Genomic DNA, 12040 nt, shown 5'->3' with positions numbered 1-12040 from the left:
CACGACGTCCTGAACCTGGTGCGCATCATCGGCGGCGCCGCCCTCATCGCGTTCTTCGGTGGCTGGGCGGTGCGTCGCATCCTCTTCCTCGCCCAGCTGCTCAAGAAGGGCCAGCCCGAGCCGGAGCGCACGACCGGCCAGGCCATCCGCGGCAACATCCGCTACCTGTTCTCGAAGGTGCTCGGCCAGGAGAAGCTGCTGCGCTGGTCGCTGCCGGGGGTCGCGCACGCGTGGGTGTTCTGGAGCTTCCTGGTCGTGCAGACCACGCTGATCGAGGCCGCCGGCGAGCTGGTCGATCCCGAGTTCCACATCCCATGGCTCGCCGACATAGCCATCCCCGGGACCGAGGTCGACCTCTACGACGTGCTCGGGTTCACCCAGGACATCTTCTTCGCGCTCGCCATCGTCGCGGTGACGATCTTCGCGGCCATGCGCCTCGCGCAGGACCCGCGCAAGCACGGCCGCTCGTCGCGCTTCGCCGGCTCCAACCTCAACCAGGGCTGGTGGGTCCTGGCTGGCGAGTTCCTGGTCGTGTACTCGCTGCTGGTCGCCCACGGCGTCCGCTTCGCCCTCGGTGCCGCCCCGACCGAGGCCGCGTTCCTGTCGCGCCAGTTCGGCAAGGCGTTCGACAGCGGCCTGACCGAGCTGGCGCTCGAATCGATCGCGACCGGGGCGCTGCTCACGCACATCGCGATCGTCGGCGGGTTCCTCGTCTTCACCCTGCACAGCAAGCACCTGCACGTGCTCACCATCGCGTTCCAGGAGGTGCTGTCGCGCCAGCCCAAGGCGCTCGGGAAGCTGCCCACGATCCAGATCGACCTCGAGACGATGGACGAGGAGACGGTCCTCGGCGTGGGCAAGATCGAGGACTTCGGCTGGAAGTCCTACCTGGACATGTACACGTGCACCGAGTGCGGCCGCTGCCAGAGCCAGTGCCCGGCGTGGAACACGGGCAAGCCCCTCAACCCCAAGATGCTGGTGATGGACCTGCGCGACCACCTCTACGCCAAGGGCCCCTACATGCTGGGCAAGCAGACCGAGGAGGAGGCCGCCGACGTGCTGGCGCTCAAGCTCGTCGGTGATACCCCTGGCGAGGACGGCGCGGTCATCGACTTCGACGTCCTGTGGTCGTGCACGACATGCGGGGCGTGCGTCGAGGAGTGTCCCGTCGACATCGAGCACGTCGACATGATCGTCGGCATGCGCCGCTACAAGGCGATGATGGAGTCGTCGTTCCCGCAGGAGGCGGGGACGATGCTGCGCAACATCGAGAACTCCGGCGACCCCTGGGGCGTGGGACAGTCCAAGCGCGAGGACTGGACCGAGGGCCTCGACTTCGACATCCCCCGGGCCGAGCCCGGCCAGCCACTGCCCAGCGACATCGAGTACCTGTTCTGGGTCGGCTGCGCCGGAGCGGTCGACGACCGGTCACGGAAGATCACGCGGTCGGTCGCGGAGCTGCTGCACGAGGCCGGCGTGCGCTTCGCGATCCTGGGCAAGAACGAGACCTGCAACGGCGACCCCGCCCGGCGCCTGGGGATGGAGTACCTGTTCCAGATGCAGGCGCAGATGAACGTCGAGGCCATCAACTCGCTCGACCCGCCGACGATCGTGACCTGGTGCCCGCACTGCTTCAACACGCTGCGCAACGAGTACCCCGACCTCGGCGGCGACTGGGACGTCATCCACCACAGCGAGCTGCTGAGCCACCTCGTCGACGCCGGCAAGCTCGTCGCGACCAACCGCATCGACAAGCGCGTCACCTACCACGACCCGTGCTACCTCGGCCGCCACAACGAGGTCTACTCGGCGCCCCGCAAGGTGGTCGACGCGGTCCCGGGCCTCGAGCCGACCGAGATGGACCGCTGCCGCAGCAACGGCTTCTGCTGCGGGGCCGGCGGGGCGCGCATGTGGGTCGAGGAGCGCATCGGCAAGCGCGTCAACCTCGACCGCATCGACGAGGCGCTCGGCACCAACCCCGACCTCATCACGACCGCGTGCCCGTTCTGCACCACCATGCTGTCGGACGGCATCGCCCAGCGGGTCCAGGAAGGCGCGATCGCCGACGGCCAGGTCGAGGTGCTCGACGTCGCCGAGGTGCTCCAGCGCGGGCTGCTGCCGGTGGTCACCCAGCCGGTTGCGGTCGGGGTCGGCGCCGCGGACGCGCCGGCAGACGAGCCGGAGCCACCCACGGAAGCTTGAACCGCTGAACCCGTCGGCCCGGTTCACCGGTTCGAGCTTCCCGGCGGAGCGAGCCCCGACGAGGCGACGGCCCCGGGGAGAGCTCCCGGGGCCGCCGTGCTCCGTCGTGTGGCTCGTCAGCCGAGACGAACCAGACCCTGGTCGCTGAGCTCGTCGAGGAGGGCCTCGGGCTCACGGCCGATCACGATCGCCAGCGCCTGCACGTCATCCCGTCGCAGGCTGAGCATGCGCCCGTTGTAGTCGCCGCGCTGCACCTGGATCGTCGTGGCGTAGCGGATGAGCGGCTCGTAGACCGACTGCGGCAGCTTGGCCCCCGACAGGCGCGTCAGGTCGAGCACGACGCGGTCGATCGATCCGGAGTCCGCCGCGCCGCGCTCGCTGCGCTCGGGCAGCAGCTCGCCGACGGGGACACCGTAGAACTCGGCGAGCTGTGCCAGTTTGCTGACCGAGACCGCCCGGTCGCCGCGCTCATAGGAGCCGACGACGACCGCCTTCCACTGGCCCCCGCTGCGCTCCTCGACCTGCTGCAGCGTCAAGCCCTGCTGCTGGCGGATCGCACGCAGCCGATCCCCCAGCGCCTGCTGGTACTCGTCGTTCGTGGTCATGCCCGCTCCTGCGCTTCGTCGGACCCTGGATCATCGGCGGGCGGCACGCACCACGTGGGTACCTGCGACCAGCGCGGCGGCAACCGTCGCAGCGATCAGGATCGAGGGGACCCCCGTCCGCGGCGCCGTGTGCGCCCCCGCCACGGCACTGTGGCGCTCGGTGACACTCTGGCTGACCGGAGAGAGCTTCGACGTCGGCGGGGTCGGTCCCTGCACCGTCTCTTGCATGTCGGGAACATCCGTTGTGTCCGGGTCGCGGCGACGGCCGTGCCGCAGCGCGGCACCGCCCACCAGCAGCGACGAGAGGCCGCCCAGTGCGAGCACGGCGAGCGGCAGGCCCGTGCGGGGGAGAGCGTCGGAGGACACGGGGCGGACATCGGTGCTCGCGGCGACGACCCGCGGGGCGGGGCGGTCGAAGGCGATCCCGAGCACGTCCGTGTCGTCCGCTGCTGGCGTGGGGGCGGTCTGCTCATCGGCCGCGTCCGCACTCACGTCTGCATCGGGGACCGTGGGCGTCGGTGCATCGGCCGGGGCATCCGGGGCGGCGGGGATGGGCAGGTCGACTTCGCCCTCGTCGCCCGTGTCGGCGCGGTCGTCCTCGCCCTCGCGGTCGCTGTCGTCCTCGCTCTCGTCCTCGTCGTCGCGGTCGTCGCGGGACTCATCGCCGGGCTCGTCGGTCTCCTCGTCGGGCGTCGGCTCGTCCTGGGGCTCGTCGTTGCTCCGGTCGGACGTGTCGTCGTCCACCTCGGCCTGCGTCGCGGTGCAGTCGAGCGGGTTGTCGAAGCGCTCGCCGTAGCCCGGGCCGTCGCCGCTGTGGTTGTTCCCTGCCTTCACCCAGATCGTGGTGATGATCGCGTCGGCATCGTCGCCGGTCCCCGAGAACGTGCCCTCGGTGCCCTGGCCGAGGCCGTCGAACTTGACCTCGTCACCGTCCTCGAGCGCGAGGACGACGTTGGACAGATCCTTGTCGGCGCTGACGTGGACGCTGGTGCAGCTCCAGTCGACGTCGATGGTCACAGCGGGACTGGCCAGCGCCGGGGCGGCGGCGGACAACAGCAGCGCGGCGCCGGCCGAGGCGACGATGGCTCGCCGGATGAGTCGGTTCGAGGAGGTGGAGCTGGAGGGGTTCATCGGTCGATCGCTTCCGGTCGTGGCGCCGGCCGGCCTCGGCCGACGCGTCGTGTGCGTCGGAAGGGCCGGTCTCGCCACTCGCTCCCCTCGAGGGGCGGAGGTGGGTGTCCCACCTCCAGGCGACCGAACTGACCACCTCGAGGATCACTGCGTCCCACCACGGGGGTGGGTTCGCCTCTCGCTCCACCCGGCCGAGGCGACCAACTTGCGGGCCGGGCTTCATCGCGCCCCGTGCGGCTCCCCGGGTGGGGGGCCGTACGTGTTGACTAGTCAGAAGGTGGCAGACCGCTCACTACCCGTCAAGTAGTGTGACTCTCCGCTGTCGTAGCATCGGTAAGCAGTCGATCGCGCTCCCACCCGACCAGACCCACGGTGACGCGCTGTAATGAGGATCGCTGAAAGCATCTGTCTGACTACACAACGTTGCGATACCGTGCGGGTAGCGCGCGTTCAGTCCGAGAAGTTCTCGAAGTACCGCGACGGCGTCGGTCCCTCCTGCCCCTGGTACTTCGAGCCGAGCACGCTGGAGCCGTAGGGGTTCTCGGCGGGCTGATCCAGGCGCAGGAAGACGAACTGCCCGATGGGCATGCCCGGGTAGATGGCGATGGGGAGGGTGGCGACGTTGGACAGCTCGAGGGTGATGTGTCCCTGCCAACCCGGATCGATCAAGCCGGCCGTCGCGTGCACGACGAGCCCGAGCCGGCCCAGCGAGGACTTGCCGGTGAGCTCCGCGACGACGTCATCGGGCAGCGTCAGCCGCTCCAGCGTCGACGCGAGCGCGAACTCGCCCGGGTGGAGCATGAACGGCTCCGCTTCGGTGGCCGTCACCTCCTCGGTCAGCCCCGGCTGTTCGGCCCTCGTGTCGATGAAGGGGTAGCGGTGGTTGGCGAAGACCCGGAAGGCGTCCGACACCCGGATGTCGACCGAGGACGGCTGGACCGCGTTCGGACCCAGCGGATCGATGCCGATCGTCCCCTCGGCGAGGGCCCTCTTGATCGACACGTCCGAGAGGATCACCTAGCACCACCGCGGTCGCGAGAGCAGCACGATAGACGCCGGCTCAGGCTCAGCGTTCTCCTCTGCGGCGCAGCGCGAGCTCCCATCGGTCGAGCACTTCCCACTGGTGGGCCCACTGCACGATGTACCCCGGTCGTAGGCAACCTGCTGGTACTCGGTCTCGATGGTCAGCAGATCGATGCGATGTCCCTTGCCGCGCACGTAGAGCAGGTGCGGCGGTTCGCCGGGCTCCGCGTGCTCACGCACCTCGTAGCCCCTCAGCCGCAGCGACTCGGCGAGGTCGGGGGCCGGGGGGATCAGGAAGTCGACGTCGGTCGTGAGGCGCGGGTCCGCGCGGTCGGTGTCATCGCCGAGCGGTGGGATGCCGTGGGCACGGCGCCACCGGTTGGCCTCCGCGATCTCGGCCTCGAGACGGTCGCCGGTCGCTTCCTCGTCGGTCTCCACCTCAGCGAAGCGCTGCCGCCTGACGGCGGAACGCCTCTCGATCGCGCTCGGAGACGGACATGTGGGGATCCTCGAGGCGTGCCGCGACCGCGTTGCGCGAGCTCCGGCACGGGTCGTACCCTGCGCGCCTTCGCGGGTGTAGTTCAATGGTAGAACACGAGCTTCCCAAGCTCGGAACGAGGGTTCGATTCCCTTCACCCGCTCTGCCGCGAAAGCCCAAGCAGTAGCGCGAGGACGGACATCTCGGGCTTGCGACGCTGCCCGCCACCCGCACCGACCGATCCGAGGTCAGGGCTCTCCGCCGGGCGCGACCAGTCCGGTCTCGTAGGCGGCGACTACCGCCTGCGCGCGATCGCGGAGACCGAGCTTGCGGAAGATACGGCTGACGTGGGTCTTCACGGTGCTCTCGGTGATCCACAGCGCTGCTGCGATCTCCTGGTTGCTCTCACCGCGCCCGATCAGGCGCAAGAGCTCGATCTCCCGGTCGGTCAGCGCATCGAGACGCGTGGGGTCCACGCCTCCCGCGTCGCCCTGGTGGCGCTCGATGAGCCGGCGCAGGACCGAGGGGGCGAGGAGCGCCTCACCACCCGCGACCGTGCGGACCGCGTCGGCGAGCACCTCGGGGCGGGTCTCCTTCAGGAGGAAACCGGACGCGCCGGCGGACAGCGCGTCGTACACGTTCTCGTCGAGGTCGAAGGTGGTGAGCATCACGACCCTCGTGCCGGTGCCCGGGTTCGCCAGGATGCGCCGGGTCGCCTCGAGGCCGTCCATCATGGGCATACGGACGTCCATGAGCACGACGTCCGGAGCCGTCTCCTTGGTGAGGGTCACGGCCTCGTGGCCGTTCTCGGCAAGCGCCACCACGTCGATGTCGGGCTGGGACGACAGGATCATGTGCAGACCGCCGCGCACGAGCGCCTGGTCGTCGGCGATGAGAACGCGGATCATCGGGTGCGAGGTGTCGTTCATCGGGTCAGGGGTACTGTCGCGCGTCGGCGCCGCACGTCCGGGGCGGATCGGGGAGCCCGGCGCTGAGCCGCCGTCCTCCGTGCCGGCCGGCGTTCTGGGCTTCGACCGGGGATGCGTCGGCTCCGTCGACGCTTGGTGCCGCCGCGATGCCCCCGTCGGCAGCGGGCAGTCGGTGGGCACGCCTGAGATTCCCGATCACGGCTGGACCGTACCTCCGGACTCGCCCACGGGCGTCCGTTCCGGGTCAGGCGCGTGCGGTCTCTCGGGCCAGCGCGCCCATCGCCACCACGAACGGCAGGCCGAAGGCGAGCATGCGAGGGCCGGAGGCCATCCCCGCCTGGACCGCGATCGGGCTGACCAGGACCACCGCTGCCAGCCAGCGCGGAACCACCTGTGCGCGGAACAGGCCGACGCCGAGGATGACGAGGCCGAGGGGCAGCAGCATGCCGGCCATCGACAGGATCATGATGGCCGGTTGCGCGAAGTAGGCCTCCTGCGCGGCGAGCGACGCGGCTGCGTCGACGTGCCCGGCCAGCGCGAAGGCGACGACGCCGTGGGCCAGGTCCCCCAGCGACATGAGGGCGGCGCCGACCGCGGCCACCATCGTGCCGACGACGACGGCCTTGGCCTGCCGGCCCTCGACCAGGCGCAGCACGCTCGTGATCCCCAGGGCGACGAGCGCCATCCCGAGGCCGAGCGCGAGGTGCGAGGCGAGCCACTGGCCGGGCTGCGACTCGATGGTGCGGACGAACGCTTCATCCGGCAGGCCCTCGGCGTGGAGCGCCATCCCAGCGATGGCCGCCACGGAGCCGACGGCGAGGGCGACGGGTGCCGTCCCGCGACGGAGCCGACCGGCGGCGGTGGGTGTCGTGGCCGTCCCGGGTGACGCCACCCCGGCGGCGTTCGGTGCGGTGGTCGCGGACATGTCTGCCTCCGTGGCTGGGCCCGCGGCTCGTCCGCCGGCGCGCCACAACTGTCCTCGGCCACCCCCGTCGGCGCGTCCCCCGGAGGTCCGGTCCGGTCCCATCGGGGGCGTACCTGCCGCTCGCGGCCGTACGACCTGGGTACGACCCCCCGTTGTCCCCGGAGAGGACGCCCCGGCGACCGTGCCGTCGTACCCTTCGAGGCGTGATCCCCACCTCCTGGCGCGCGTACCGGCCGCCACCCGTCGACGTCGCGCTCGCGGCCGGTTTCGTCGCGCTCGGGCAGCTGGTGACCTGGGGGCGCTTCGACGAGTCCGCCGCGTTCGCTGGACCCCGGCCCGCCAACGCCGTCCTGAACCTGCTGCTGATGGTGACGCTCGCATGGCGCCGGCGTGCACCCCTGGCGGCGCTGGCTGCGGCGGTCAGCGTCTACTTCCTGCCCCACGCGGTCGTCCAGCACGACATGCCGCTCCTTGCCGTTTTCGTGCCACTGATCGTGCTGACAGCCTCCGCCGGCTACCACTGTCCCCCGCGCCGGGCACTGTTGGCCGGTGTCCTGGCCTGGTCTGCGCTCGTCACGGTGACGCTCGTCTCCCCGTGGCTCCGATCCGTCGACGGGCTCCTGTTCAACTCGTCCGTCCTGCTCGTGCCCTGGTTCGCCGCGCGCGGGCTCCGCGCCCGCGAGGACCGGGCCGGGGCCCTGCACGCCGCGCTCGCCGGCGAACGTGTCGCGAAGGAGGCGGCCCTCCGGGAGGTCGCGGCCTCGGAACGGACGCGGATCGCGCGCGAGCTCCACGACATCGTGGCGCACAGCGTCTCGATGATGATCATCCAGGTCGGCGCTGCGCGGATGCAGCTGCCACCGGATGCGCACGCGTCCCAGGCGCCGTTGCTCGCCGCGGAAGACGTTGGGAGACAGGCGATCGCGGACCTCCGTCGGCTGCTCGGTGTGCTCCGGGACGACGGCGCCGTGTCCGATGGCGCCAAGGGCGAGCCGCAACCGCCGGTGCCCGGGTTGTCCCAGCTAGACGCGCTGGTCAGGCGAACCCGAGGCGCGGGCCTCGAGGTCTCGCTCGAGGTCGAAGGCCGACCCGTCGTGCTGCCGGCGGGGCTCGACCTCACCGCGTACCGCATCGTCCAGGAGGCCCTCACCAACTCCCTCAAGCACAGCGGCGGGTCGCGGGTGGAGGTGCGCATCCGGTACGCCCCCACCTCCGTCGTGGTGGACGTCGCCGACGACGGGGTGGCGACCGGGACCGGGGTGGCCGCCGGGCACGGCCTCGTCGGGATCCAGGAACGGGTTGCGGTTTTCGGTGGGGCGGCCAGCGCGGGACCCGACCCGGCCGGCGGCGGCTGGCGTGTCCACGCCGAACTCCCGCTCGAGGCGGCGCCGGACCGACGCTCCGGCGCCCTCCCCGCACCGTGACCTAGTCCTCGTCCTCCCTGGCGAGAACGACCGTACAACCTCGGGCACCTGCGTCCCGCCCCGTTCTGCGGCTCGAAGCGTGGACCCCAGGTCAGCGGGGTGAGGGAGGGGAGCGGGGGTCGGCCGTCGAAGTCCTGGGGGTTGCGCCACCGGAGGGGTTCGCATGCGTCCGTCTCACATCGTGCTGGCACTGGCCGTCATCGCGACCGCTGCGCCGGCACACAGCGTCTCCACCACCGCCTCCCAGGCGTGCCCGGAGCTCGCCCCGCCCCAGCTCGAGTTCGACCGACCGGTGTACGTCGACCCCAACCGTGCGGGTGGTGAGCCGGTCATCATCGCGGCCGAGGACGGCTCGCTCAGCATGTCCGCGCACGCGGGGACGACCCACGCCTACAAGAACCCCGAAGCGCTCGGCGGGGTCGGCGACTTCGCCGTCGGGTACTACAACCAGACGCTGGTGTGGCGCTCCGTCGACGGCGGGCACACGTGGTCGTACACCGGCACGGCTGGGCTGCACGAGGGTCCCCACAGCGTCACGTCGACCGGGTTCAGCGACCCTGGGTTCGCGATGGACGACGCCGGCAACCTCTACAACGTCGAGATCGACCTCGCCAACGTCGCGGTCTACGCCTCCAACGACGATGGACAGTCCTGGAACGTCGCCAACCCGATGGTGTCGGCCGGGGACCGGCCGTGGCTCACGGGAGGCAACGAGGACGGCGAGGCGTTCCTGTTCGTGCGTCTGCCGGCACAGCTGTGGCGCACGACGACCGGTGGCATCGTGTGGGAGCCGGTACGCACCAGCCTCCCGGTCTACGGCCAGATCTACCGCGATCCGCTCAACCCCGACGGGCTGATCGGGCCGTCCGGCCCCTCCGCCGGCAGCGGGTTCTCGATGTCACCGGACGACGGCGAGACGTGGGTCACCGTGCCCGGGTCGTCGTTCAGCCCCGCCGGCAAGCAGATCTTCGCTCCGATCGACGTCGACGCGGCTGATGGCACGGTCTACATGGCACAGGGCAACGGCTACCGCGGCGCCAACGACACCGACCCTGATGGCTACGTCGAGTTCAACTGGTGGGACCGCGACACCGAGTCGTGGGGCCTCGAGCAGCCGCAGCGGCTGCCCATCCCGGCGGGCGACGTCCTGTGGTCCTGGCTCGTGGCCGGCGAGGACGGCCGGGTCGCCATTGCCTGGTACCACATCTTCCCCGACGAGCCCGAGTCCTTCTACATCTACGTGGCGCAGACCCTCAACGCCAAGGGCACGATGTACGACTGCGACGGTAACGGGGTGGAGGAGTTCGTGCCCCCGCAGTGGACCATCAGCAACGCGTCGCTCCGGCCGATCCACGTGGGCGCGGTGTGCCTGGGCGGCACGGGCTGCAACGCCAACACCGACTTCGAGGCCGGCGACCGGCGCCTCGGTGACTACTTCCAGATCAACCACGACCGCTCCGGTCGGCTGATCATCGCGTCCGGGGACACGATGCTGCGCAGCCTCACCGGCGGGCCGAAACCGGTCGCGAACCCCATCTTCATCGGCCAGAGCGACGGGGCGCTGCTGCTCGAGGAGCCGCTGCCCGTCCGCCCGACGCGGTGCCTCGCCAACCTGCCCATCTGCGGCTGAGGTAGCGCCGAGCGGCGGCAGGCGACCCGCACGGGCTCCTGGGCCCGCACCGACCCCCACCGTCGCGCCGCAAGGCCGCCGAGCTCGGACATCGCCGCGCACACAGGACGCGATGGTTGGCGAGGCGGTCAGCTGACCACGACGGTGACCACGTTCGTCGATACGTCGGTGTGGCACGCGGCTGTCGACCGCTCGGACTCCTCCAACGCACGCGCGAAGGCCGGCCTGCGCTCACTCGACGAGCGGGTCACGACCGACCACGTCCTGCTCGAGACGTGGCTGGCACGCCATCGTCTGGATCGGACCACGGCCGAGACCATGGTCACCGGCATCGCGAGAGGCATCGCACGGATCGGGGTGACCGGTCCGGCCGCTAACGAGGTCCGAACACCGCGGCGCGCGGCTCGCCCCGCGGAGCCGTCAACCGGTCCCGCAGAAGCGCAGCGCCGTGAGCGCGATGGTCCGGGCTGCCGCGACCAGTTCTTCGACGGCCACCGACTCGTCGGGGCGGTGGGCGTCACGGACATCGCCAGGCCCGTAGACGACGGTCGGGATCCCGCCGACGCCCACGGTGAGGCCGAGGTCGCAGCCGTAGGGCATGCCGCGCACGACTGGCTCGGACCCCAGCGCCCCGACCGCCCCGGTGACCGTCGCGACGATCGCGTCGTCGCGCGGCGTCTCTCCCGGGAGGAACGTGCCGCCCCACCACTCGACCCTGGGTGGGTGCTGAGACAGCCACGCGTCGCCCTCGCCGACGGCCGCGACCGCGGCCTCGAACTCGGCGCGGGCGGCGTCGAGGTCCTCGCCAGGGGCGACGCCGTAGCGCCCCTCCCAGGTGAGCCAGTCCGCTTCCGACGAGGGCCAGTCGCCACCCGCGACACGGCCGCCGCAGATGGCGAAAGGCCGGTCGAGCCAACCGAACAGCCCCGTTGCGGTCCTGCGGTTGCGGCGCTCCTCGAGCGCGAGCACAGCCTCGTGCACCGGGATCAGCTTCTCGATGGCGCTGACGCCCTCCTCGCGCAGCGCCCCGTGCGCCGACCGGCCGCGGATGCGGATGCGCCACGACAGCGCCCCGGCCGACGCGGGAGCGATGGTGAGCTGCGTCGGTTCGGGGATGAGGCAGGCGTCGGCGGTGACGCCGTGCTCGAGCAGAGCCAGCGTGCCGCAGCCCCCGTCCTCCTCGCCGACGACGGAAGCGATGGCGAGCGTGCCGGCGAGGTCGATGCCGGCGCGACGGATGGCGTCCGCCGCGTGGATGGCTGCTGCGAGGCCGCCCTTCATGTCGCACGCCCCGCGTCCGTACAGCCTCTCGTCGCGCACCTGCCCCTCGAACGGCGGGCTGCTCCACAGCGCGAGCTCGCCGGTCGGGACGACGTCGATGTGGCCGTCGACCAGCAGGGTGGGGCCACCTGGCGACCCGAGCCGGCCCACGACGCCGAGTGAAGTGTCGCGGTCGATCTCGGCCGAGTAGGCCGGGTGCTGCGACAGCGCGGCGAGGTCGATGTCCCAGGTCTCGACGTCGAGGCCGAGGTCGGCGAGCCGCTCGGCGACGACCCGTTGGCCGGGCACCTCCTCGCCGGAGAGGGTCGCCAGCGCGATGAGATCGGTCGCGACCCCGACGAGCGCGTCGGCATCGACGGCATCCACGACGGCACGCTCGACCTCAGTCAGTCGTGGGTCGCCTGGCGCCCCG

At 71.2% G+C, this 12040-nt stretch carries 10 protein-coding genes and 1 tRNA gene; 4 read left to right on the top strand and 7 right to left on the bottom strand.

Annotated features, from left to right (window positions below; translation table 11 throughout):
- Window positions 1-24: 24 nt before the first annotated feature.
- A complete protein-coding gene (locus KY469_09300) occupies window positions 25-2202 on the top strand; it encodes a (Fe-S)-binding protein (GenBank protein ID MBW3663280.1) in 2178 nt (725 codons plus the stop codon).
- Window positions 2203-2318: 116 nt separating this feature from the next.
- On the opposite strand, the gene KY469_09295 is transcribed toward KY469_09300, so the two are convergent.
- The 4 genes from KY469_09295 to KY469_09280 all read right to left on the bottom strand — a co-directional run bounded on the left by KY469_09295 (window position 2319) and on the right by KY469_09280 (window position 5399).
- On the bottom strand, window positions 2319-2807 hold the full coding sequence (locus KY469_09295) for a transcriptional regulator (protein MBW3663279.1): 489 nt from the start codon (window positions 2805-2807) through the stop codon (window positions 2319-2321).
- A 30-nt stretch (window positions 2808-2837) separates the two neighbouring features.
- Window positions 2838-3938: a hypothetical protein gene (locus tag KY469_09290; GenBank protein ID MBW3663278.1), complete on the bottom strand. Its 1101-nt coding sequence runs from the start codon at window positions 3936-3938 to the stop codon at window positions 2838-2840.
- A gap of 450 nt (window positions 3939-4388) precedes the next feature.
- Window positions 4389-4955, bottom strand: a complete 567-nt coding sequence (gene dcd, locus KY469_09285; protein ID MBW3663277.1) for a dCTP deaminase — start codon at window positions 4953-4955, stop codon at window positions 4389-4391.
- Complete coding sequence (locus tag KY469_09280; protein ID MBW3663276.1) at window positions 4956-5399, bottom strand: hypothetical protein; 444 nt, start codon at window positions 5397-5399, stop codon at window positions 4956-4958.
- 132 nt (window positions 5400-5531) lie between these two features.
- Here KY469_09280 and KY469_09275 point away from each other — a divergent pair.
- Window positions 5532-5602 (top strand) — tRNA-Gly (locus tag KY469_09275).
- Between the two features lie 85 nt (window positions 5603-5687).
- Here KY469_09275 and KY469_09270 read toward each other — a convergent pair.
- A complete protein-coding gene (locus KY469_09270) occupies window positions 5688-6347 on the bottom strand; it encodes a response regulator transcription factor (GenBank protein MBW3663275.1) in 660 nt (219 codons plus the stop codon).
- Between the two features lie 265 nt (window positions 6348-6612).
- Window positions 6613-7293, bottom strand: a complete 681-nt coding sequence (locus KY469_09265) for a hypothetical protein (GenBank protein ID MBW3663274.1) — start codon at window positions 7291-7293, stop codon at window positions 6613-6615.
- A 203-nt stretch (window positions 7294-7496) separates the two neighbouring features.
- Here KY469_09265 and KY469_09260 point away from each other — a divergent pair, with 203 nt between their 5' ends.
- Together KY469_09260 and KY469_09255 are read left to right on the top strand one after the other, a co-directional pair.
- A complete protein-coding gene (locus KY469_09260; protein ID MBW3663273.1) occupies window positions 7497-8717 on the top strand; it encodes a sensor histidine kinase in 1221 nt (406 codons plus the stop codon).
- Between the two features lie 163 nt (window positions 8718-8880).
- Window positions 8881-10347 carry a hypothetical protein gene (locus KY469_09255; protein ID MBW3663272.1) on the top strand — a complete coding sequence of 489 codons (1467 nt, stop codon included), beginning with the start codon at window positions 8881-8883 and terminating at the stop codon, window positions 10345-10347.
- 420 nt (window positions 10348-10767) lie between these two features.
- Here the strand turns inward: KY469_09255 and KY469_09250 are convergent, their stop codons facing one another.
- Entirely contained in the window at window positions 10768-12018 is a 1251-nt protein-coding gene (locus KY469_09250) for an ArgE/DapE family deacylase (protein MBW3663271.1), read from the bottom strand.
- Window positions 12019-12040 lie beyond the last annotated feature (22 nt).

The sequence above is a fragment of the Actinomycetota bacterium genome, from assembly GCA_019347575.1.
GTDB lineage: Bacteria > Actinomycetota > Nitriliruptoria > Nitriliruptorales > Nitriliruptoraceae > JAHWKY01.
This window is presented reverse-complemented; position numbering and strand designations above follow the sequence as displayed.